The 22,041-nt window shown below is 63.4% G+C and carries 18 protein-coding genes; 4 read left to right on the top strand and 14 right to left on the bottom strand.

Annotation, left to right across the window (positions count from 1 at the left end):
• Positions 1 to 63 precede the first annotated feature (63 nt).
• From AC0GNR_RS14915 to AC0GNR_RS14945, 7 genes are all read right to left on the bottom strand, one after another.
• Positions 64 to 924: an ABC transporter permease gene (locus tag AC0GNR_RS14915; RefSeq protein WP_472901702.1), complete on the bottom strand. Its 861-nt coding sequence runs from the start codon at positions 922 to 924 to the stop codon at positions 64 to 66.
• Positions 921 to 1,841 (bottom strand): ABC transporter permease, encoded by a 921-nt coding sequence (locus tag AC0GNR_RS14920; protein ID WP_472901703.1) that lies wholly within the window; start codon positions 1,839 to 1,841, stop codon positions 921 to 923. The genes AC0GNR_RS14915 and AC0GNR_RS14920 overlap by 4 nt, the downstream gene beginning before the upstream one ends.
• 136 nt (positions 1,842 to 1,977) lie before the next feature.
• Positions 1,978 to 3,072 (bottom strand): ABC transporter ATP-binding protein, encoded by a 1,095-nt coding sequence (locus tag AC0GNR_RS14925; RefSeq protein WP_472901704.1) that lies wholly within the window; start codon positions 3,070 to 3,072, stop codon positions 1,978 to 1,980.
• An 85-nt stretch (positions 3,073 to 3,157) separates the two neighbouring features.
• A complete protein-coding gene (locus AC0GNR_RS14930; RefSeq protein ID WP_472901705.1) occupies positions 3,158 to 4,321 on the bottom strand; it encodes an extracellular solute-binding protein in 1,164 nt (387 codons plus the stop codon).
• 144 nt (positions 4,322 to 4,465) lie between these two features.
• The gene (locus tag AC0GNR_RS14935) at positions 4,466 to 5,905 is read right to left on the bottom strand and encodes an aspartate aminotransferase family protein (protein WP_472901706.1); all 1,440 of its coding nucleotides are present in this window, start codon (positions 5,903 to 5,905) and stop codon (positions 4,466 to 4,468) included.
• A 110-nt stretch (positions 5,906 to 6,015) separates the two neighbouring features.
• The gene (locus tag AC0GNR_RS14940; protein ID WP_304835247.1) at positions 6,016 to 7,383 is read right to left on the bottom strand and encodes a glutamine synthetase family protein; all 1,368 of its coding nucleotides are present in this window, start codon (positions 7,381 to 7,383) and stop codon (positions 6,016 to 6,018) included.
• A gap of 34 nt (positions 7,384 to 7,417) precedes the next feature.
• The gene (locus AC0GNR_RS14945) at positions 7,418 to 8,215 is read right to left on the bottom strand and encodes a gamma-glutamyl-gamma-aminobutyrate hydrolase family protein (RefSeq protein WP_472901707.1); all 798 of its coding nucleotides are present in this window, start codon (positions 8,213 to 8,215) and stop codon (positions 7,418 to 7,420) included.
• Between the two features lie 226 nt (positions 8,216 to 8,441).
• On the opposite strand from AC0GNR_RS14945, the gene pdxR reads away from it, so the two are divergent.
• Entirely contained in the window at positions 8,442 to 9,947 is a 1,506-nt protein-coding gene (pdxR, locus tag AC0GNR_RS14950; RefSeq protein WP_472901708.1) for a MocR-like pyridoxine biosynthesis transcription factor PdxR, read from the top strand.
• A 119-nt stretch (positions 9,948 to 10,066) separates the two neighbouring features.
• Positions 10,067 to 11,167 (top strand): beta/gamma crystallin-related protein, encoded by a 1,101-nt coding sequence (locus tag AC0GNR_RS14955; RefSeq protein ID WP_472901709.1) that lies wholly within the window; start codon positions 10,067 to 10,069, stop codon positions 11,165 to 11,167.
• 15 nt (positions 11,168 to 11,182) lie between these two features.
• Here AC0GNR_RS14955 and AC0GNR_RS14960 read toward each other — a convergent pair whose 3' ends face one another.
• Positions 11,183 to 12,493 (bottom strand): NAD(P)/FAD-dependent oxidoreductase, encoded by a 1,311-nt coding sequence (locus AC0GNR_RS14960; RefSeq protein WP_472901710.1) that lies wholly within the window; start codon positions 12,491 to 12,493, stop codon positions 11,183 to 11,185.
• A gap of 2 nt (positions 12,494 to 12,495) precedes the next feature.
• Positions 12,496 to 13,431, bottom strand: a complete 936-nt coding sequence (gene speB, locus AC0GNR_RS14965; protein WP_472901711.1) for an agmatinase — start codon at positions 13,429 to 13,431, stop codon at positions 12,496 to 12,498.
• A gap of 393 nt (positions 13,432 to 13,824) precedes the next feature.
• Here speB and AC0GNR_RS14970 point away from each other — a divergent pair, with 393 nt between their 5' ends.
• Entirely contained in the window at positions 13,825 to 14,412 is a 588-nt protein-coding gene (locus tag AC0GNR_RS14970) for a hypothetical protein (protein WP_472901712.1), read from the top strand.
• Between the two features lie 96 nt (positions 14,413 to 14,508).
• Complete coding sequence (locus tag AC0GNR_RS14975) at positions 14,509 to 15,612, top strand: lysozyme inhibitor LprI family protein (protein WP_472901713.1); 1,104 nt, start codon at positions 14,509 to 14,511, stop codon at positions 15,610 to 15,612.
• A gap of 14 nt (positions 15,613 to 15,626) precedes the next feature.
• Here the strand turns inward: AC0GNR_RS14975 and AC0GNR_RS14980 are convergent, their stop codons facing one another.
• From AC0GNR_RS14980 to AC0GNR_RS15000, 5 genes are all read right to left on the bottom strand, one after another.
• The gene (locus tag AC0GNR_RS14980) at positions 15,627 to 16,886 is read right to left on the bottom strand and encodes a YbfB/YjiJ family MFS transporter (RefSeq protein WP_472901714.1); all 1,260 of its coding nucleotides are present in this window, start codon (positions 16,884 to 16,886) and stop codon (positions 15,627 to 15,629) included.
• On the bottom strand, positions 16,859 to 17,458 hold the full coding sequence (locus AC0GNR_RS14985) for a hypothetical protein (protein ID WP_472901715.1): 600 nt from the start codon (positions 17,456 to 17,458) through the stop codon (positions 16,859 to 16,861). The genes AC0GNR_RS14980 and AC0GNR_RS14985 overlap by 28 nt, the downstream gene beginning before the upstream one ends.
• A gap of 150 nt (positions 17,459 to 17,608) precedes the next feature.
• Positions 17,609 to 18,205 (bottom strand): hemerythrin domain-containing protein, encoded by a 597-nt coding sequence (locus AC0GNR_RS14990; protein ID WP_472901716.1) that lies wholly within the window; start codon positions 18,203 to 18,205, stop codon positions 17,609 to 17,611.
• A 145-nt stretch (positions 18,206 to 18,350) separates the two neighbouring features.
• Positions 18,351 to 19,406 carry an alkene reductase gene (locus AC0GNR_RS14995; RefSeq protein WP_472901717.1) on the bottom strand — a complete coding sequence of 352 codons (1,056 nt, stop codon included), beginning with the start codon at positions 19,404 to 19,406 and terminating at the stop codon, positions 18,351 to 18,353.
• A 165-nt stretch (positions 19,407 to 19,571) separates the two neighbouring features.
• Entirely contained in the window at positions 19,572 to 21,938 is a 2,367-nt protein-coding gene (locus tag AC0GNR_RS15000) for a heavy metal translocating P-type ATPase (RefSeq protein ID WP_472901718.1), read from the bottom strand.
• Positions 21,939 to 22,041: the final 103 nt, after the last annotated feature.

A 22,041-nucleotide genomic window follows, 5' to 3' on the forward strand; every position in this document is an offset into this window, starting at 1 on the left:
TTGCACGCAGATCAACCATCCAGTCGGCACCGGTTGGAAGCCAGCGGGCCACCGCGCAAGGCCCTATTGCGGCGACAGCGCCACCAACTCGGCCCGGGTTGCAGCCGCAATTTCGCGGTCGCGCCGACGCGTGGCCCGGGCCACCCACACCGCGTAGGCCACGATCACCACCGTCACGGTGGCGATCAGCAGCGTGGCGGCGGCGTAAATGGTGGGGTTGATACCGCGCCGGGCGTAGCCAAATATCACCTGCGGCAGCGTGTTCACCCCGGGGCCGGACAGAAATTCAGCAATCACCACGTCGTCAAAACTGAGCGTGAAGGCCAGCAGAAACGCCGCCAGGATGGCCTGAAAAATATTCGGCAGGGTGACCAGGAAAAACACCTGCATGGGCCGTGCGCCCAGGTCCATGGCGGCTTCTTCGATGCTGCGGTTCATCTCCAGCAAACGGCTCTGGATCACCACCATGCCGTAGGCCATGCCCAGCAGCGTGTGGCCCACAATGATGGTTCCCATGCCACGCTGCGGGAAGCCGAAGAAGTTTTGTGTGCCCACAAATAGCAACAACAGCGACAGGCCGATGATCACCTCGGGCATCACCAGCGGCGCGTTGACCATGCCGGAGAAAACGGTGCGCCCCAGAAAGCGCCGGTACCGTACCAGCACAAAGGCCGCAAACGTGGCCAGCACGGCAGAGAGCAAACCGGTCACCGTCGCGATCTTGAGCGACAGCCAGAAGCCCTCAACAATTTTGGTGTCGCGGGTGAGCGCTTCGTACCAGCGCAGCGAAAAGCCGGTAAAGCGCGCGTCCTGCCGGGTGCTGTTGAACGAAAACACGATCATGAACAGCAACGGCAGGTAAAGAAAGGCGAACACCATCGCCAGCCAGAACTTGCCAAAGTGTTTTTCGAGCAGCTGTTTCATGCCTTGGCTCCTTCACTTTTTTCACCGGTGTAGTGGTAATAAATGGCCAGCGGAATCACGATCAGCGCAATCATCACCACCGCCAGCGCGGTGGCCTTGGGCCAGTCGTTGGCGGTGAACATTTCGTCCCACACCACGCGCCCGATCATCAGGTTTTCAGGCCCGCCCAGCAGCGACGGAATGACGAACTCGCCCACACAGGGAATGAACACCAGCATGAAGCCGGCAATGATGCCGGCCTTGGACAGCGGCACGGTGATGAGCCAAAACGCCTTGAACGGTGAGGCGCCCAGGTCGTAGGCGGCCTCGAGCAGGCGAAAGTCCATCTTCACCAGGTTGGCGTACAGCGGCAAGATCATGAACGGCAGGTACACATAGGTCATGCCCACCAGCATTGAGACGTTGGTGTAAAGCATCTGCATGGGCTCGTCGATGACCCCGATGCTCATCAAAAAGCGGTTGATCACACCCTGGTCCGCCAGCAGGCCCTTCCAGGCGTACACGCGCAGCAAAAACGAGGTCCAGAACGGCAGCATCACCATCAGCAGCAGCGCCGGGCGCACGCTCTCGGGCGCGCGCGCAATGAAGTACGCAAACGGGTAGCCCAGCACGAGGCACAGCAGAGCGGTCACCAGTGCATACCCGATGGAGCGCAGGTAGGCGTCCACATACAAAGTCTTGAACAGCGGCGCGCCCTCTTCCGTGCGCAAGATCGAAAGGTAGTTTTCGTACTTCAGCTTCAGCACCCCGGTGGTCGCGTCCCAGAGCGGCTTGAACGGGTGAATGTCGCTGCCCATGTCCACAAAGCTGATGTAGAGCAGGATCAGGAACGGCAGAAAGAAAAAGACAAACAGCCAGGCAAACGGCACGCCAATGACGAAGCGCTTGCCGGGCATGGGGAGCGATGAAATGGCCATCAAGAACCTCCAGAAACTACAAACCTAGGAGCGCAGCAACCTGAACCCAGAACGCCGCGGAACCGGTTTCGCCGGGCCGCCAGCGTTGCCCCCCTATGGGGGGTGACGCGCAGCGGCGCGGGGGCCCGGATTGAAGTCAATCCCGGAGCACAACCGCCGCCTTGTCGTCCCACCAGAAGTACACCTCGTCTTCCCAGGTGATGTCGGACAGGTCTTGGCGCGACGTGTTGGCTTCGGTCACCCGCACCTTGCTGCCGTCGCGCGCCTGCAGGATGTAGTTGGTGTACGAACCCAGGTACCCGATTTCCTTGACCTTGCCCTGAAACAGGTTGAAGGCGGCATGTTCGGGCCGGGCCTTGCTGATCTCGATCTTCTCGGGCCGCACGGCAATGGACACCGGCATGTTCAGCGTGCCGCTGACACCGTGGCCCACATGGACCTCGCCGATGCCGGTGGTGGCTGCACAGCGGTCGGGCGCGTCCAGCGTGAGCTTGCCGGCAAACAGGTTCACGTTGCCAATGAAATCGGCCACAAACTTGTTGCGCGGGTGCTCGTAAATCTCTTCCGGCGTGCCCACCTGCAGCACGCGGCCCTTGCTCATGATCGCGATGCGGCTGGCCATGGTCATGGCCTCTTCCTGGTCGTGCGTCACCATCACCACGGTCACGCCCACTTTTTCAATGATGTTGACCAGCTCGAACTGCGTCTGCTCGCGCAGCTTCTTGTCCAGCGCGCCCAGCGGTTCGTCCAGCAGCAACAGCTTGGGCCGCTTGGCCAGGCTGCGCGCCAGCGCCACGCGCTGCTGCTGACCGCCCGAGAGCTGGTGCGGCTTGCGTTTGGCGTAGGGCGTGAGCTGCACCAGGCCCAGCATCTCGTCGGTGCGCTGCTGCACCTCGGCTTTGGGCAGGCCCTCGCGCTTGAGGCCAAACGCCACGTTTTCCCAGATGTTGAGGTGCGGAAACAGCGCGTAGCTCTGAAACATCATGTTCACCGGGCGCTCGTAAGGCGGCATGGCCGCCACGTCTTGCCCACCCAGCATGATGCGCCCCGACGTGGGCTTTTCAAACCCCGCCAGCATGCGCAGCAACGTGGACTTGCCACACCCCGAGCTGCCCAGCAGGGCAAAGATTTCGCCCTGGCCGATGGAGAGCGACACCTCGTCCACGGCCACCGCCTCGTCAAAACGCTTGACCAGTTTCTCGGTGACCAGAAAACCTGCTTCAGCAGCCATGGGAATTCCCTTTTCTTGTTCGTTTCACCAACAAAAAGGGCTGTTCAACCCGCAAGAAGAACAGCCCCGAGCCCTGTACCAGGCCTTACTTGCCGCGCTTGAACGCGTTGTAGGTGTCGTTGACCACGCTGGCCATTTCGTTAGAAAAACCGCCAGTGGGGATCAGGCGAGCGGTGTCTTCGTCGCTCAAGAAGATGGTCTTGTTGTCCTTGATCTCGTCTTTGATCATGGGCACCGAAGCCTTGTTGCCGGTGGGGTAGTTCATCTCGTTGGCCATGGCCGCGCCGTTTTCTGCGCGCAGGAAGAAGTCGATGAACGCATGGGCGTTGTTCACGCGCTTGGCGTCTTTCGGAATGGCCATGGTGTCGATGAACACCAAACCACCGCCGGTGGGCAGCAACGGCACGATTTCGTCCTTGCCACCGGTTTCCTTCACACGGTCAGAAGCAATGTTGATGTCACCCGACCAGCCCACAAACGCACAGCCCTTGCCGCCGGCAATGTCGTCGATCATGGTGCTGGAGAACAGGCGCACGTCTTTGCGTACCTTGGCCAGCATGGCACCGGCTTCCTTGAAGTCTTCGGCGTTTTCGCTGTACGCCGGCTTGCCCACGTAGTGCAGCGCCACCGGCAAGATCTCGCTGGGCGAGTCCAGGTAGATGATGCCGCAGCTTTTGAGCTTGCTGGAGTACTCGGGCTTGAACACCAGATCCCAGGCGTTTTCAGGCATGGGCATGTCACCCAGCGCCTTCTCCACTTTCTGCTTGTTGATGCCCACGGTGGTGAAACCCCAGGCCCAGGGCACAAAGTGCTTGTTGCCCGGGTCGACACCCGCGATCTTTGCCATGAACTCGGGATCGAGGTTGGCGTAATTGGGCACCTTGTTGCGGTCGATCTCCTGGTACAGGCCGCCGTCGATCTGCTTCTTGCCGAAACCGGCGGTGGGCACCACGATGTCGTAACCCGAATTGCCGGCCACCAGTTTGGCGTGGAGCGCTTCGTTGTTTTCAAACGTGTCGTAGTTCACCTTGATACCGGTTTCCTTCTCAAAGTCGGCAATCAGGGTTTCGGTGATGTAGTCGGGCCAGTTGTAGATGTTCAAGACCTTTTCATCGTCCAGCACCGGGCCGGCAGGTGCTGCGGGCGCTGCGGCCACAGGTGCCGCAGGGGCCACGACGGGCTCTTCCTTTTTGCCGCAGGCGGCGAGCAAAACGGCCGTGATGGCCAGTGCGAGAACATGCTTTTTCATGGTGAAGAACACTCCAGAAAGGGTTGAATGCAAGCCGAAGATTCGGGTGTGACACCGGAACCCGTGCAGGCCTACAAGGAAAGCAACAAACGGACCCGAAGACGCCCCAAAAGAGGGATTCAGTCACTGTATCAAAAAATCGCTTCAGGACAGCAGGCCCGCAGAGCGCAAATCGGCCAGCGTAGCGTCCAGGCACAGGCGAATCAGCGCCATCATGTCGTCGATCTGGGCGCGCGTCATCACCAGCGGCGGCGCAATGATCATGCGGTCACCCACCGCGCGCATGATCAGCCCGTTCTTGAAGCAATGGCCGCGGCAGATCATGCCCACACCCAGCTCTTCGTCAAACATGGCCTTGGTGGCCTTGTCTTTCACCAGCACCAGCCCGGCCACGAAACCGCAGGTTTCGGCCTCGGCCACCAGCGGGTGCTGGTTGAGCTCGGCAAAGCGCTCGGCCAGGTAGGGGCCCACGTCGTCGCGCACGCGGGACACCAGGTTGTCGCGCTCCATCAGTTCAATGTTGGCCAGCGCCACCGCGCAGGCCACCGGGTGGCCGCTGTAGGTGTAGCCGTGGTTGAACTCGCCGCCCTGCTCAATCAGCACCTTGGCCACGCGGTCGCCCACCATCACGCCGCCCAGCGGGATGTAGCCGCTCGTCACGCCTTTGGCAAAGGTCACCAGGTCGGGGCGGTAGCCAAACTTTTCATAGGCAAACCAGTGGCCCAGGCGGCCAAAGGCACAGATCACTTCGTCCGAAATCAGCAAGATGCCGTACTGGTCCACGATGCGCTGGATCTCGGGCCAGTAGGTGTCGGGCGGAATGATCACGCCGCCCGCACCCTGCACCGGCTCGGCGATGAAGGCGGCCACCTTGTCAGCACCCACTTCCAGAATTTTTGCCTCCAGCCAGCCCGCGGCACGGCGGCCAAAGTCGGCACGGCTTTCGCCCGGCAGCGCGTTTTCCAGAAAGTAGGGCTGCTCAATGTGCGTGATGTTGGGAATGGGCAGGTCGCCCTGCGCGTGCATGCCACTCATGCCGCCCAGTGAAGCGCCCGCCATGGTGCTGCCGTGGTACGCGTTCTGGCGGCTGATGATCACCTTGCGCTGCGGCTGGCCCAGCAAATCCCAGTAGCGGCGCACCATGCGCACGTTGGTGTCGTTGCTTTCCGATCCGCTGCTGGAGAAGAACACGTGTTCAAACTTGCGCCCACCCACTACCGGCGCCAGCGCCGCCAGCTTGGTGGCCAGCTGCACCGCCGGCACGTTGGTGGTGTTGAAAAAGCTGTTGTAGAAGGGCAGCGTCATCATCTGCTGGTACGCCGCGTCGGCCAGCTCTTTGCGGCCGTAGCCCGCGTTCACGCACCACAGCCCGCTCATGGCGTCCAGAATCTTCTTGCCCTCGGAATCCCACACATAGATGTTGTCGGCGCGGGTGATCACCCGTGCACCGCGCGAGGCCAGCCCCGCGTGGTCGGTGAACGGGTGCATGAAGTGCGCGCTGTCGAGCGCCTGCACGGCCTGGGTGTCTTGCTGCTCGGCGCGGCGCACCAGGGCGGGCGGGGCAATGAGGGTCGAGGTGTTCATATGGGTCTCACTTTCTTGCAGTGCATTCATCGATAACGCAGCGGAACCGGCTTTGCCGGGCCGCCAGCGTTGTCCCCTGGGGGGTGACACCGAAGGCGGCGCGGAGGGGGTTACACATGCAGCAGGAGGTGTTCGCGTTCCCAGGGTGAAATCACCTTCATGAACTCGTCAAACTCCAGCTCCTTGATCTCGGTGTAGATCGTGATGAACTCTTTGCCCAGAATGTCGTGCAGGTCGGTCTCGCGGCGCAGCCAGTCCAGCGCCTCGCCCAACGAGCGCGGCAGCGAGTACGGCGCCAGGTAGGCGTCGCCCTTCATTTCCGGCTTGGGCTTGATCTTGTTTTTCATGCCCAGGTAGCCGCAGGCCAGCGTCATGGCCATGGCCACGTAGGGGTTGGCGTCGGCGCCGATCACGCGGTTTTCCACCCGGCGCGCTTCGGGGCTGGAAATGGGTGAACGGATGCCCACCGTGCGGTTGTCGTGGCCCCACTCAATGTTGATGGGCGCGGCCGTGTGGCGGCTCAGGCGGCGGTAGCTGTTCACGTACGGCGCCACCAGCACCATGGCCGCAGGAATGTAGCGCTGCAGCCCGCCGATGTAGTGGTGAAAAGCGTCGGACGCGGTACCGTCTTCGTTGCTGAAAATGTTTTTGCCGGTGGCCTTGCTCACAATGCTTTGGTGCACATGCATGGCGCTGCCCGGCTCGCCCGCAATGGGCTTGGCCATGAAGGTGGCGTACATGTCGTGGCGCAGCGCGGCTTCGCGCACGGTGCGCTTGAAGAAAAACACCTCGTCGGCCAGGCCCAGCGGGTGGGCGTGGAAGAAGTTGATCTCCATCTGCCCCGCACCCACCTCGTGGATCAGCGTGTCCACGTTGAGCTGCATCTTGTCGCAGTAGTCGTAAATCTCTTCAAACAGCGGGTCGAACTCGTTCACCGCGTCAATCGAATACGCCTGGCGCGAGGTCTCGGCCCGGCCGCTGCGGCCAATCGGCGGCTTCAGCAGCGTGTTCGGATCGGTGTTGCGCGCGGTCAGGTAAAACTCCAGCTCGGGCGCCACCACCGGGTCCCAGCCCTCGGCGTCGTACAGGTCGCAAATCTTGCGCAACACGCTGCGCGGCGCAAAAGGCACCAGCTTGCCAGCGTGGTCAAAGCAGTCATGGATCACCTGCGCGGTCGGGTCGGTGGCCCAGGGCACGATGCGCACGGTAGAAGGGTCGGGTCGCAGCTGCATGTCCTTGTCGGTCGGGTCGATCACGTCGTAATAAGGCCCGCTCTCGGGGAACTCACCCGTCACGCCCATGCCCACAATGGCTTGCGGCAGGCGCATGCCCCGGTCTTCGGTGAACTTGCCGCGCGGCAAAATTTTGCCGCGCGCCACACCGGTCAAGTCGGGCACCAGGCATTCCACTTCGGTCACGCGGTGCTCGTTGAGCCAGTTTTCCAGGTCGTTGAAAGTCATCGTCTTGCGGTCTGTCATGGGCCGGTTCCTCGGTGTTGTCGTTGTGTCTGTATCAGCTGGTGTGGCGGGCCAGGTCGGCGGCCTGCAGGCGCAGGCTGCGCCGCTGGCGGCAGGCGTGGCCAAACGCCTCAAAAATGGCAGCGTAAAACGGGGTTTCCCAGCAGCGCCATTCGGGGTGAAACTGCACCGCATAGGCGAATGTGTGGGCGCCCTTCACGGCAAACGCTTCCACCACGCCATCGGGCGCATGGGCCAGCGCTTCCAGGCCGTCGGCCAAGCGGTTGATGCCCTGGCCGTGCAGCGAATTCACCTCGGCTTGCGGGCCGCCGGCCCAGGTTTCAAACACGCTGCCGGGCTTGAAGCGCACGGCGTGGCGCGGGGCGTATTGCTCGTCAAACGGTGCGCCCTTGGGCTCGCGGTGGTCCATCAGGCCGGGCACTTCTTGCACCCGCTGGTGCAGCGTACCGCCCAGCGCCACGTTGATTTCTTGAAAACCCCGGCACACACCCAGCAGCGGCACCCCTTCGTGTACGCAAGCTTTCACCAGCGCCAGCGTGAGCAGGTCGCGCGCCGGGTCCAGCGGCAGGGTGGGGTCGGCCACGGCTTCGTCAAAATGGGACGGGTGCACGTTGGACGGCGAGCCCGTGAGCATGACGCCGTCCACCATGGACAGCAATTCGCTGATCTGGTCGGGTTCGGCCAGCGGGAACATCACCGGCTGGGCCTGCGCGCCCACCTTCACAGCGCGGGCGTATTTGTCACCGAGCAGCAGAAAAGGCATCTGGTGCCCGTGGTCGCCCATGAGGCGGTGGTCGGCCGGCAGCCAGACCATGCAAGGCGTTGGGTTCATGTTGTCTCCAAACACGTGGCTTGATTGTGCGGCTCAAATTGGATCACAATAAGAGCCATTTGAAGCCATATCACGGTGCCACTTCGAAAATACCGCCTTTGCGCTGCTGAAGGGCGACCGCGCGGGTGGCCCGTCCTGAGCGGGTCAAAGGGCGGTTCCACCGCGCGCCTGGGTGGGTCGCTTCTGCTGCTGTGGAACCTGTGTTGTACGAACATCCGTCAAGCCCATGCTGTCCGAATTTCTGCTCAGTGAAATGACCCGCCTGGGCCAGCAAGACGCCCTGCCGCTGCACCGCCAGCTGTACGAGGCGCTGCGCCGCGCCATGCTGGACGGCAAGCTGGCCGCCGGTGAGCGCCTGCCGTCCAGCCGCGACCTGGCGCAAGACCTGCAACTCTCGCGCAACACCGTGGTGGCCGCCATCAACCAGCTCAGCGTCGAAGGCTACCTGGCCAGCCGCGTGGGCAGCGGCACCTATGTGAACGACAGCGTGCCCCGCGCCCTGCCCGGCCAGGGTGGCCGGCGCGCCGGGGGCCCGGCCCGCGCCAGCGTGCCCAGCGGGCGGCTCTCGGCGCGTGGCGTGGCGCTGTCCACCACCTTTTGCGCCACCGAACTCGAAGTGCAGCCGTTCACCCCCGGCATTGCCGACTTCAACGCCTTCCCGCTCACGCTCTGGCAGCGCCTGCAAAACAAACACTGGCGCATGACCTACCCGGACATGCTCGACTACGCCACCTCGGGCGGCTACGCACCGCTGCGCCGCGCCGTGGCCGACTACTTGCGCGTGTTCCGCAGCGTGCACCTGGACGCGGACCAGGTCATCATCACCACCGGCACCCAGCAGTCGCTCGAACTCTGCGCCCGCCTGTTGGCCGACCACGGCGACACCGTGTGGGCCGAAGACCCGGCTTACTGGGGCGCCGTCAAAGCCTTCATGGCCACCGGCCTGCACATCCACCCGGTGGAAGTGGACGTGGAAGGCATCCGCCCCACCGAGGCCGACAACGCCAAGCCCCCGCGCCTGATTTACCTCACGCCCTCGCACCAGTACCCCACCGGCGCCGTGATGAGCCTGCAGCGGCGCCACCAGCTGCTGGCCACCGCCCGAGCCCACGGCGCCTGGGTGCTGGAAGACGACTACGACAGCGAATACCGCTTCAGCGGCCCACCCATTTCCAGCCTGGAAGGGCTCGACACCGACGGCCGCGTGCTCTACATGGGCACCTTTTCCAAGGTGCTCTACCCCGGCATCAAGCTCGGCTACCTGGTGGTGCCCAAGCCCCAGGTGGCCGCCTTCAAGCAGGCCCACTACGACCTCAACCGCCCCGGCCAGATGCCGCTGCAGGCCGCACTGGCCGAGTTCATCGAAATGGGCCACTTCAGCAGCACGCTGCGCCGCTCCCGGCAAAGCTACGCCGAACGCCGCCACTGCCTGTTGCAAGCGCTGGCCCCGGTGCTGAGCGAGCACAGCGACGGCCCGCGCATCACCGGCGCCGAACAAGGCCTGCACCTGTGCCTGCGCCTGCCCAACCACTTGGACGACCGCACCCTGGCCCAGCGCCTGGCCCAGCAAGGCATCACGGTGCGCCCGCTCTCGGCCTACTGCCTGGCCCGCACCGACCTGCGCGGTCTGGTCATTGGCTACGGCTACGCACCCCTGGCCGACATTGCCCGCCACGGCCCGGTGCTAGCCGCTGCCGTGCGCCACGAGCTGGCCTCGGTACACGCCAGCTAAAAAGCCCGTGGCTGGCGGTGGGGCGTGCTGCGCGGGCTCCCCGCCGCGTGCGCCATCGCACAGACAAGCCCCCGGCCCGGTCCCATGCTCTGGCGCATCACCGCACTAGAGACATTCCCATGAAAACCCCCATCAAAGGCCTGCTGGCCATCCTGGCCGTGGCTTTCGCCGCCCAAGTCGCCGCGCAAGCCACCTTTTACGAAAACGAGCGCTTCGCCGGCCGCTCCCTCACCGCCACCGAACAGGTGCCCAGCTTTCAGCGCTATGGCTTCAACAACAGCACCTCGTCAGCCGTGGTGGTGGGTGAACGCTGGGAGGTGTGCCAGCAAGGCGATTTCAAGGGCCGCTGCACCGTGCTGCGCCCGGGCAACTACCCGTCGCTCGCCGCCATGGGGCTGAGCGGCAGCATCTCGTCGGTGCGGGCCATCGCCCCCAACGTGCGCATTGCCGACAACCGCTATGCCCCCGCGCCGGTGGCCGCGCAAGTGACCTTCTTTGAGCGCGAAGGCTTCAGCGGCCGCTCGTTTGCCACCGAAAACCCGGTCATGAACCTGCAACGGGCGGGCTTCAACGACCGCGCCTCGTCGGCGGTGGTGGTGGGCGAACGCTGGGAGGTGTGCAACGACGTTCGCTTCCGTGGCGCCTGCGTGGTGCTGCGCCCGGGGCGCTACCCATCGCTCGCCGCCATGGGACTGAACGACCGCATCTCGTCGGTGCGCAGCATCGAACCCAACGACCGCATCGCCGACAACCGCTACGCACCCCTGCCCATGCCGGCGTATGACAGCCGCCGCCGCGGTAGCGAGCGCCTGTTTGAAGCCAACGTCACGTCGGCCCGCGCCGTGCTCGCCACTTCGGGCCAGCGCTGCTGGGTCGAACGCGAGCAAGTGCCGCAAGCGCAAAGCAACACCAACGTGCCCGCTGCACTGGCCGGCGCGCTCATTGGCGGCATTCTGGGCCACCAGGTGGGTGGCGGCAGCGGCCAAGACATGGCCACCGTGGGCGGCGTCATTGCCGGTGCCGCACTCGGCGCCCAGATGGGCCGCGACAACCCGGCCGCCGCGCAAGACGTGCAGCGTTGTGAAAACGTTCCCGGCGGCTCGCAGCCCGCGTTCTGGGACGTGTCTTACAAATTTCGCGGGCAAGACCACCGCGCGCAAATGACCTCGGCCCCCGGCGCCACCATCACCGTCAACGACCAGGGCGAACCGCGCCAATAAGCACTGGCGCCGGGCTCACAGCACGTCGCGCAAGCGGTACCAGAGCATGCCCAGCGCCAGGCTGGGCGTGCGCAGCAGCGCACCGCCCGGAAACGCGCGGTGCTTCAGGCGGGCGAACACATCAAAGCGCCCGGCCTGCCCGGCCACCGCCTCGGCCACCAGCTGGCCGGCCAGCCCGGTCAGCGCCACGCCGTGGCCGCTGAAACCTTGCAGGTAATACAGGTTGTCGCCCAGACGGCCAAAGTCGGGCGCTCGGTTCATGCTGATGTCCACAAAGCCGCCCCACACATGCTCAATGGGCACGTCTTTGAGTGCTGGAAACACCGCGCCCATGCGCTCACGCATCACCGCTTCCAGGTTGCGCGGCGTCTGGGTGGTGTAGCTCACGCGGCCGCCAAACAGCATGCGGTGGTCGGCGCTGAAGCGGAAATAGTCCAGCACAAAGTTGTTGTCACACACCGCCGCGTTGCTGGGAATCAAGCGCGCACACAGCGCCGGGTCCAGCGGTGCCGTGCCCACAATGTAGGTGCCCACCGGCATGATGCGCGGCGCAATGTCGGGCGCCACCTGCGGGCCGTATTGCGCCAGCATGCTGTTGCCCGCCAGCACGCCAAAGCGCGCCTTCACCAAGCCCAGCGCCGTGGTGGCCACCAGCGCCGCCCCGCGCTGCAAGGCCGTCACCGGCGTGTGTTCAAAAATGCGCACGCCCGCCGCTTGCGCCGCACGCGCCAGGCCCAGCGCGTATTTCAGCGGGTGCAAATGGCCCGAACGGGTTTCGCGCGCCGCCGCCACATAGCGCGGGCTGTCAATCAGCCGGGGCACTTGCGCGCCCTCGGCCCAGTCGCACGCCAAGCCGCGCCGCTGCAGGCCGTCCACCTCTTGGCGCAGCGCCCGCGCCTTGCGCGCCGAATCGGCCACATACACATAGCCCTTCACCCAGTCGCAGTCAATCTGGTGCGCCGCCATGCGCTGCTCCATCAGGTCCAGCGCCTGCAGCGACATGTCCCACGCGCGCTGCGCATCCGCTGCGCCCAGCTGCGCTTCAAACGGTTCTTGCCCGCTGGCGTAGCCCACAATCGCCTGCCCGCCGTTGCGCCCGCTCGCGCCGCTGCCCACGCGGTCGGCCTCCAGCACCACCACGCTCAGGCCGCGCTGCGCCATTTCCAGCGCCGCGCTCAGGCCGGCAAAGCCCGCGCCCACCACCACCACGTCGGCCTGCACCGCGCCCTCCAGCGCCGGGCACGGCTCGGGGCGGTTCACGCTGGCTTCGTAGTAGCTGCGGCGGTTGAGCTGCGTGTCCGAACCCACCAAAGAACGCTGGAACATGCTCACACCCCCCGGTTCCGTTTGGCCACCTGGCCGCTCAGGTACGTCCACACAAACGTGGCCGCCGCGTTCGTCGTCAGCTCCGCGTGGTCGTAGGCCGGGGCCACTTCCACACAGTCCATGCCCACCCAGTTCAGGTCGGCCAGGCCTTCCAGAAACGTCAGCACCTGCGAACTCGTCAGCCCGCCGGGCTCGGGCGTGCCGGTGCCGGGCGCAAAAGCCGGGTCCAGGCAGTCAATGTCCAGCGTCAAATAACAAGGGCGCTGCCCCATGCGCTCGCGTATCGCGTCCAGCGCTGGCTGCAAACCCGCACCATCCAGCCCGCGCAGCGCCCGCGCCGTGAAAATCTGCCCGCCCTGGTCGGCTACATACTCGCGCGCTGCCCGCTCCCCGCTGGAGCGGATGCCCACCTGCACCGTGTGCGCCGGGCTGATGAGGCCTTCCTGGATCGCCTCATACGTCCAGGTGCCGTGGCCTGAGGGCTCGCCAAAGTGGTCGCTCCAGGTGTCGCAATGCGCGTCAAAGTGCAGGCAAGCCAGCGGCTCACCACCGCCGTAGCGTGCTTTGGCCGTCCGCAGCAGCGACAAGGTGATGGAATGGTCACCGCCCAGAAACACGCAGTGGTGCCGCGCCATCAGCGCCGCCGCCTGCGCCTCCAGGTGGCGCCGCACCTCGGGCAGCGGCGAAGCATTGGGCAGGCGCATGTCCAGCGCGTCACCCAGGTCAGCCAGTGGCGACACGTCAAACACCGGGTGAATGCCATCACACAGCATCAGGCTGGCCGCGCGTATAGCCTGCGGGCCAAAGCGCGCGCCCGGCCGGTTCGTCACCACGCCGTCAAACGGCACCCCCGAGATGGCAAACGGCTGGTCCGCCAGCGGCTCGGCGCCCAGAAAACGGTTGGTGTTGCTGGCGTATGCAAATTGCCCCATGGCCATGGCGCGGTCCTTCAAAAGCAGCGTGTGCGGGCGCTCAGGCGACGACCAGCGCCGCCAGATTGGACCCACACGATACTTTGCTGAGAGGCTGAAGGTGAGGCCAATTGCGGAGTGCGACTGACGTCCACCGGGTGGAGCCGACACACCCTCATCATTGGGTTTAGATTGCACGTATCTGTCACCGTCGCCACCTCTCTCTCACCACATAAACTAGATGCAGGTCGCTAGAAAACAATGGTGAAAGAAAAAAATCCTGGGTAATACAAACGACTTTAATTCCACAACAAGAACTAGAAATAAAACAAGAGCGAATCACCTCAATTAATACAATCAAATTAATGAAGACTAAATTCAATGCAACACAAGGCTAGTTGACCTCTACCTGAAAGAATCATGAATCCTTTCGAATACTATTCAAATCTGCGCAAAAGCCTTATAGAAATAATTTCCGGAGTTGAGAACTCTAACGGTTCGCTTTTCTGGGACAACACCCAACCCAACTGGAAAATAAAAAACAGAATAGACGTAATTCTAAAAAACAAACTGGCAGAAGCAAGTAGCTTTGGATTGCTTGTCGTTACGAGGCATTCAGACTGCACGAATAAGCATCATGTCGGATACCTCCTCAGCAATGATTACGGGCTACCAATAGAGTACAGGGAGAAATCCTACGTATGGAGTGGAGGCCAACTCTATCAGGGAAAGAGATTTTGCACCTGCCCTTGCTCCAACAAAAATCAACAAACTGACCATTGGGTTATAGACGAGACAATATACACCCATGATGCCAATATTGATTTCTGCCTAGCCTTAGAAAGCATACTTATCGATATATCACAAGCACTTCAACACGCCGAAGATAAGAGACCTCGCTCCGCAATACGCGAATATTTGCTACGTGCTCTACTAAAAATTAATGATCAAATACTACCAGTGTCAATGGATAATTACGTTGAGAAAATGCGAGCACAAAATACGTAAAAAAGCGGCTCGAATTCACTACATGAAATCATTTTTTATGACCCTGAATTCAACGAATTTACCCATTAGTTTCTTTGAAAAAGTCAAATCTTTACAATGAGAAAATATAAACACTTATACTTTGCTGTTGCAGTCACTGCAATAATTTGCACTTCAGTTACAGCCTCTGAGACCGATTTAATTAGTCGCCAAATGATCAACTGCCTAGCCAGCGCAAAGTCTACGGCTAGCAAACATGGATGTGTTTCTATTGGCTATACAGAACAAGACAAGGAACTGAATAAAGTCTACGGTGAATTATTAAAAAATTTGAATCCTTCACAAGCTCAAGCACTTAGAGACTCGGAGGCACGCTGGCTATCTTTTCGCAATGCAGAATTCAATTTAATTAACTCAATCCTAGCAAGTTCACCCGAAGCCAACCAGATTCCTATAAGAGGACAACTTCGGTCTGACGTAGTAAAATCAAGGACAGAACAATTAAATGCCTTAATTAAGGTGATTAGCGATGGAAATTTTGGTCAGCCAACAGCATCCAAGCAAACACCTCCAGTTGCGTCCCCACTTGTCCTACTTCACGTTGAAGGGACAAAAATCAGTTTTTCTGTACCAGTTGGATTCTTGAGTTTAAAAGAAGTATCGCCAACAATGTGGGATTCGTATCGATTGACCTCTATTGGAGACGTGCAACCAATAAACTATTATATTTATAAAGAGGCAGATCAAATTAATACGACTGAGATGCTCACGCGATCACCGTACTTTACTGTGCGATATCCCCGTACACAGCACTCAGGAGCGGTATCCCAACGCAACTTTGACACCTTTCGCCAAGATCTGCTTGCATCGTCAAGCAAGCTTGAATCAGTCACTGAAAGTTCTGCGGCGAAAAAAATTCTATTACAGGTTTCACAAGCTGTTGGACTTGCAGTTCCAATGACGCTTTCAAAGCCAATTTTTCTAGGAGTTGACGCCAACTCGAATGACCGGATTTTTTATTCTCAGGTCGCTACTGTTACTGGGAATGAGACGGGACAAAATTTCAGCAGAACGATGGTACAAACCATAGGAGCAATATTCGTTCGTGGCAAGGTGATTTACTTTTTATTCTTGCGAGACTACAGGGGTGAAGAGTCAGCCATGGCCAATCGCCGGCTTGCAATTTCCGTAGCCAACGAGACCCTAAGACTCAATCAATAATTACGAAAGCAGACTCACAAAGCCCGCTGCCTCAACGCCAACCCGGCCCCCACCCACAGCGCCAGTGCTGAAAACACCAGGCCGCGGGCCAGGCCGCCCGGGCCGTCGGCGATGAAGCCGACCACGGTGGGGCCAACGATCTGGCCGGCGGCGAAAACGATGGTGAAGGCGCTGATGCCGGCGGCCCATTGCGCGGGTGGCAGGTTGTGGCGCACCAGGGCCGTGGTGCTGGCCACCACCGACAAAAACACGCCGCCAAACAACAGGCCCGACGCGATGACCAGCGGCCACGCGGTGGTGAGGGCGGGCAGGATGGCGGCCACACCGAGCAACGCGTTGAGCCGGGCCAGCGCCTGGCCGTTTTTGTGGCGGTCCAGCAAACCGGCCCAGATGCGGGACGACGCAATGACGGCCACGCCGAGCAGGGCGTAATACAGCGTGATGGCGCCAGGTGTGCTGCCCTGCTCACGCAGCAGGGCGATCACAAAGGTCATGTAGCCGATGTAGCCGACGCCGAAGCCGGTGTAGCCGGCCAGGGCAAAGGCGAAATCGCGCGGGCGAAACACACGACCGGCCAGCGCGCGGGCCGCGTGGCCCACCTCACCCGGTGCTGCTACAGGTGCTGGGGGCGCCCCCGCTTCGCTGGCGGCGAGCACCCGGGCGGGCCAGGCCAGCAGCGCGGTGGCCAGCGCGCACAGCAGCGCCAGGCTCCACCAGGCCCAAGTCCAGGCGTGGGGCTGGCCGGCGGCGTGTTCCAGCACCCAGGGCACGCCCAGCGCCGACAACACAATGCCCACGCCGGTGCCGCCGTAATACAGCCCCAGCAAAAAACCACTGCGGTGCGGCTGGCGCGCGCCCAGGCGCGCGGCCAGCAGGCCACCGGCAATGAACACCAGCGCACTGGCCACACCGGCCAGCAAGCGCTGCGCCAGCAGCGGCCCGGCGGTGGTGAAAAAACCGCTGAGCGCCATGAACACGGTGGCCAGCGCCGAGCCCCACAGCAGCAAGGCGGTGGGCGCGCTGCGCCGCAGCAGCCAGGGCGTGGCCAGGGCGCCGAGCAAATAGCCCACGGCGTTGAAGGTGTTCATGGCCCCGGCCAGGGTGTAGCTCCAGCCCAGGTCTTCGCGCATGGTGGGCAGCAACAGGCCGTAGGCAAAGCGGGTGATGCCCAGCGAGACCGCGGCGCCCAGCGACAGCGCCAGCGCCAACCGCACGTAGGGGGTGGGGTCGGCGGCTGGGTGCGGATTCAGGCGGGGCTGGATGGGGCTTGGCATGGCCCGGCCATTGTCGGCCAGTCCACCACCACGCCGGGTTGCCGGGCGCGACTGCCGTGATCTTCGGGCTCGTGGGGCGCGGCCACCGCCACGCGCTGGCCAGGGCGCAGGTGCCAGGGCAGGTTGAGGGTGTTCCAGTCGACCACCTTGGGCCGCTCGCTGCGCGCCGCTGCAGAGGGTGGCTCGGGCAGCTCAGACTCTTGCCAGAACAGGCGCACATGCCGGTCCACCAGGCGGCTGAGGGTGGACAACAGCAAAGCGCCGCGTTCACCCGCCATGAAGCCATAGGTGCGCAGCACTTGCATCAGGTCGTACACCAGCGGGTCGTGCCCCAGGGGGCGGCGCTCCAGCTGGGCAATGGCCACCAGCACCAGCGCGTCGTTGGCGGCTTGTTCAGACGGCACCTTGGCACACACGTCGATCATGAGCGCGTTAACCGCATCAAAAAATGCGGCATGCCCGCCGCGGCCCTGTTCGTCGGGCAAGCGCTGCACCAGCAACACCAGGGTGTGCAGCAACCTGGACACGCCATAAGGGTCGTCAAAAGGGGGACGTTGGGCTGATTGAGACATGGTGCGGGCACACGTGTAATACAAATAGTTACATAAGTATGCATGATCAACCACCGATCGCCATTGATCCGCGTCAACTAAAACTATTTGTATTACCCGCCGAACCCGGGCACCCCACCGCGCCGGCCAGGCGCAGCGTCGCTCAAGCGCTCAGTCTTGCCCCAGCCCCACGGGTGCGGGCGCCCGCATGACGATGCGGGTGAACAGGCGGTCAAACTGCGGGTCGCGTGGAACCCGGTTGCTCAGCGGGTCCTGGTTGGTGGCAAAAGCGGCGTTCAGCGCATGCCAGTCGGCGTCGGTCAGGTGCTTTTCGGCTTCAGGCAGCACCACGGTTTCTTCCAGCCGCATGTGCTGCAAATAGAAATCCACATAAGCCGTGACCTCGTCTTCAAACGCCTTGCGCCGCGTATCGCCCAGGTACTCCCAGGCCATCAGCAGGTGCATGAGCTCGCGCACGCGCAGCTCGCCCGCACCGTGGTCACGCTCCAGCTGGTCGATGGCGCTCATGACGTGCGGCGCGGCCCGTGCCACGCGGGGAAACAGCAGGTCCGACTCTTTGGGGTGGTGCAGCTTTTCAGGGAACTCGTCGATGTAGAACAGCATGGCACGCAGCACATCAAAAAACAGCTCGTGCTGGTCTTTGCCGTCGGGGCTGGGGCCGCGTTTGACCATCTGCATGAGCGACTGCAACATGGCTGCCAAGGTGGCATGTTCGTCGCGGATGACGCGCAGGGCTTCGTGGTTCATGGCGTTGTCTCCGGTGGGTTGTTATGGCTGACAAGCAGCGCCCCTAGCATCCCGCAGATCGCCGTTTCGGGTCTTGATACAGGTCAACAAGCACCCGCCCTGCGCGGCCGACACCCACACGGCCGGCGTCGCCGGCCGTGTCGGTTCACAGCGTTGGGTAGTCGGTGTAGCCCTTGGCGCCGGGCGTGTAAAACGTACTGGCGTCGGGGGCGTTGAGCGGCGCGCCGGCCTGCAGGCGCGCCGGCAGATCGGGGTTGGCCAAAAAGGCGGTACCAAAGGCCACGGCGTCGAGCAACCCGGCCTGAACGGCCTTTTCAGCCTCGTCGCCGCTGTAGCCCATGTTGCCCACCAGCACGCCTTTGTAGTGGGCGCGTGCGGGCGTCATCACGTCGGCTTGCTGGGCCTGGAAAAAGTCGGCACGCATCACGTGCAGGTAAGCCAGGTTGAAGCCGTTCAAGCGCTCGGCCAGGAAAGCCGTGAGCCCCATCGGGTCGCTGTCGATCATGCTGTTGTAGCTGTTCAGCGGCGACAAACGCAGGCCCACGCGGCCTTCGCCAATGGCGGCGTTCACCGCGGTCAGCACCTCAAACAGGAAACGGGCTCGGTTCTCCAGCGAGCCGCCGTAAGCGTCGGTGCGCTGGTTGGCACCATCGCGCAAAAACTGGTCGATCAGGTAGCCGTTGGCGCCGTGCACTTCCACACCGTCAAAGCCGGCTTGCACCGCGTTGCGGGCGGCTTGGGCAAAGGCTTCCACCAATGCGGGTATTTCGTCGGCGCGCAGCGCACGCGGCACCACATTGGGCAGCTTGCCTTCGGGCGTCTGGGTGTCGCCGTCCACGGCCAGCGCGCTGGACGACACGGTTTCTGCACCCCCGTTCAATGCCGGGTGGGCCGCGCGCCCGGCGTGCCAGATCTGCATGAAGATGCGCCCGCCACGGGCGTGCACCGCGTCGGTCACCACCTTCCAGGCTGCAATCTGCTCGGGGCTGTACACGCCCGGCTCAGACACAAAAGCCGAGGTGCCGGGCAGGATCATGGTGCATTCGGTGATGACCAGACCGGCACTGGCGCGCTGCGCGTAGTACTCGGCCATGAGCGCGTTGGGCATGTGGCCCGCGCTGGCGCGCGCCCGGGTGAGCGGTGCCATGAGAACGCGGTTGGGCAGCGTGATGGCGCCGGCTTGCAAAGGGGTGAACAACATGAGGACTTTCAAAAGGGAGGGAATGGGGAGCCAAGGCCGCGACGCAGGGGAAGCGGCCAGCGGGGCGCGACCTTACCACCGCCCCACCGCCGGCGCTGCAGCAAGGGAACAGCAAAACCTGTAGGCGCACAGGCAGGCGCCAAACGCGGCTGGCCATGCCGCAGCTCATGCACCCGGTGGGTGCTCGGCCACTGCCGGCGGCGTCACCGGGGGTTTCCAGCGCTTGAGCAGCAGGGCGTTGCTCACCACACTCACCGAACTCAGCGCCATGGCGGCACCGGCCAGCACCGGGCTCAGGTAGCCCAGCGCGGCCAGCGGAATACCGGCCGCGTTGTAGGCAAAGGCCCAAAACAGGTTTTGCCGGATCTTGGACACGGTGCGGCGCGAAATGTCCAGCGCGGCGGCCACCAGCATCGGGTCGCCCCGCATCAACGTGATGCCAGCGGCGTGCATCGCCACGTCCGAGCTGCCGCCCTGGCTGTGGCTCATGGCCAGGCCCACGTCGGCAGCCGCCAGCGCAGGCGCGTCGTTCACGCCGTCGCCCACCATGGCAACGGTGTGATGGCTTGTTGCTTGGTCTGCGCCGGCGCCTTCTCCAAGCCGCAGTTGCTTGATCACCGCCGCCTTGTCACCCGGCAGCACCTCGGCAATCACCTCGCCCGCTTCAGCCTTCAGGCCCAGCTTTTGGGCCATGACCAAGGCGGCGCCCTGGTTGTCGCCCGACACCATGAACAAGCGCATGCCCTGCGCGCGCAGCCCCGCCAGCGCGGCGGCGGCGCCTGGCTTGGCTTCGTCGGCAAACGCCAGCAGCGCCAGCGGTGCCCAGGTGCCGGCCTCGTTTTGCGCGGCCAGCACCGACACCGTGGCGCCTTCGTTTTGCAACACCTGCGCGCGCACGGCCAGCGGGCCCAGCGGTGCCGCGAGTTCGTCCATCCAGCGCAGGCTGCCCAGCGCCAGCCGCGCGCCCTGCACGGTGCCCCAGCCGCCGCGCCCAGCCACGGCTTGCACGTCTTGCGCAGCGTCGGGCGCCACCGCCAAGCCGCGCGCGGTGGCAGCGTCCAGCACGGCGCGGGCCAGCGGGTGGGCGCTCTGCGCCTGCAGTGCGCTGGCCGCCTGCAGCACCGCCAGCTCGTCCACGCCGGCGGCGGCTTCAATCACCTGCAACCGGGGGTGGCCCACGGTCAGGGTGCCGGTCTTGTCAAACGCCACCGTGTCCACGCGGTGCGCGATCTCCAACGCCTGCGCGTCTTTGATCAAGATACCGTGCTGCGCGGCCACACCGGTGCCCGCCATGATGGCCGTGGGCGTGGCCAGGCCGAGCGCGCAGGGGCAGGCAATCACCAACACGGCCACGGCATGCAGCAAGGCCTCTTCCACCGGCGCGCCGAGGTACAGCCAGGCGCCCAGCGTGACCAGCGCGATGACCAGCACCACCGGCACAAACACCGCGGCCACCTGGTCCACCAGGCGCTGCACCGGCGCCTTGGCGGCCTGCGCGTCCTGCACCAGCGCAATGATCTGGGCCAGCACGCTTTGCGCGCCAATCGCACGCACGCGCACCTCCACCGAGCCCTCGCCGTTGAGCGCGCCGCCGGTCACAAAATCACCCGGCTCTTTGGCCACCGGCATGGCCTCGCCGGTCAGCATCGACTCGTCGGCCTGCGTGTGCCCCAGCAGCACCTCGCCGTCGGCCGCAAAGCGCTCACCGGGCAACACGCGGATGATGTCGCCCGGCAACAGCTCGTCCACCGGCACGTCGGTGAGCTCGATGCGGCGCACGCCATCGGGCAGCAAATGAGCGCGCTCGGGCCGCAGCGCGTGCAGCGCACGGATGGCGCTGGTGGTCTGGCGCTTGGCGCGGGTTTCCAGCCATTTGCCCAGCAGCACCAGCGTGATCACCACCGCCGAGCCCTCGTAATACAGGTGCACCATCTCGCCCGGCTCGGCCTTCCACCACAGCCAGGTGGACAGCGCCCAACCCGCCGTGGTGCCGATGGCCACCAGCAGCTCCATGTTGCCGGTGAGGGCCTTCAGCGCGTGCCAGCCGGCTTTGTAAAACCGCGCACCCAGCACAAACTGCACCGGCGTGGCCAGCACAAACTGGATCCAGGCGGGCAGCATCCAGTGTTTGCCAAACAGGTCGCCCACCATGGGCAGCGCCAGCGGTGCCGACAACAAAACACCCACCAGCACCGGCCACAAATCCAGCGGCACACCCAGCCAGTGTGCGGGGGTGGCGTCGTCCATGGCGTCGTTGGTGCGCGGCTCGTAACCGGCGTCGCGCACGGCGCGTTTGAGCCGGGCAAGGGTCTCGGCGTCGCCCGCGCCCGCCAGCGTGATGCGGGCCGACTCGGTGGCCAGGTTCACCGTGGCGTCGCTCACACCCGCCTGCTTCTTCAGCGTCTTTTCCACCCGCGACACGCACGAGGCACAGGTCATGCCCCCGATGCCCAGATCGATCTGGCTCGAAGCGGTGGGGTCGGTCTGTTGGGCGTGGCCAGTGGCTTGGTTCGGTACATTCAAACTTGTCATGCCAGCAGCATAAGCTTTACCCCGGTGGGAAGGTCAAGCGACAAGGTGTATCTTGTTTTCTGCATCAGACTTGACCTTGACACGGTGTCAAGCTTGAACATAG

The sequence above is a fragment of the Hydrogenophaga sp. LT287 genome (assembly GCF_055702805.1).

Coding starts and splice junctions, on each gene's coding strand:
- AC0GNR_RS15000 (WP_472901718.1), bottom strand. CDS start 21,938: ATGACAAGTTTGAATGTACCGAACCAAGCCACTGGCCACGCCCAACAG.
- speB (WP_472901711.1), bottom strand. CDS start 13,431: ATGGCCATGGGGCAATTTGCATACGCCAGCAACACCAACCGTTTTCTG.
- pdxR (WP_472901708.1), top strand. CDS start 8,442: ATGCTGTCCGAATTTCTGCTCAGTGAAATGACCCGCCTGGGCCAGCAA.
- AC0GNR_RS14990 (WP_472901716.1), bottom strand. CDS start 18,205: ATGAACCACGAAGCCCTGCGCGTCATCCGCGACGAACATGCCACCTTG.
- AC0GNR_RS14935 (WP_472901706.1), bottom strand. CDS start 5,905: ATGAACACCTCGACCCTCATTGCCCCGCCCGCCCTGGTGCGCCGCGCC.
- AC0GNR_RS14995 (WP_472901717.1), bottom strand. CDS start 19,406: ATGTTGTTCACCCCTTTGCAAGCCGGCGCCATCACGCTGCCCAACCGC.
- AC0GNR_RS14975 (WP_472901713.1), top strand. CDS start 14,509: ATGAGAAAATATAAACACTTATACTTTGCTGTTGCAGTCACTGCAATA.
- AC0GNR_RS14930 (WP_472901705.1), bottom strand. CDS start 4,321: ATGAAAAAGCATGTTCTCGCACTGGCCATCACGGCCGTTTTGCTCGCC.
- AC0GNR_RS14970 (WP_472901712.1), top strand. CDS start 13,825: ATGAATCCTTTCGAATACTATTCAAATCTGCGCAAAAGCCTTATAGAA.
- AC0GNR_RS14920 (WP_472901703.1), bottom strand. CDS start 1,841: ATGGCCATTTCATCGCTCCCCATGCCCGGCAAGCGCTTCGTCATTGGC.
- AC0GNR_RS14980 (WP_472901714.1), bottom strand. CDS start 16,886: ATGCCAAGCCCCATCCAGCCCCGCCTGAATCCGCACCCAGCCGCCGAC.
- AC0GNR_RS14960 (WP_472901710.1), bottom strand. CDS start 12,493: ATGTTCCAGCGTTCTTTGGTGGGTTCGGACACGCAGCTCAACCGCCGC.
- AC0GNR_RS14925 (WP_472901704.1), bottom strand. CDS start 3,072: ATGGCTGCTGAAGCAGGTTTTCTGGTCACCGAGAAACTGGTCAAGCGT.
- AC0GNR_RS14940 (WP_304835247.1), bottom strand. CDS start 7,383: ATGACAGACCGCAAGACGATGACTTTCAACGACCTGGAAAACTGGCTC.
- AC0GNR_RS14985 (WP_472901715.1), bottom strand. CDS start 17,458: ATGTCTCAATCAGCCCAACGTCCCCCTTTTGACGACCCTTATGGCGTG.
- AC0GNR_RS14955 (WP_472901709.1), top strand. CDS start 10,067: ATGAAAACCCCCATCAAAGGCCTGCTGGCCATCCTGGCCGTGGCTTTC.
- AC0GNR_RS14945 (WP_472901707.1), bottom strand. CDS start 8,215: ATGAACCCAACGCCTTGCATGGTCTGGCTGCCGGCCGACCACCGCCTC.
- AC0GNR_RS14915 (WP_472901702.1), bottom strand. CDS start 924: ATGAAACAGCTGCTCGAAAAACACTTTGGCAAGTTCTGGCTGGCGATG.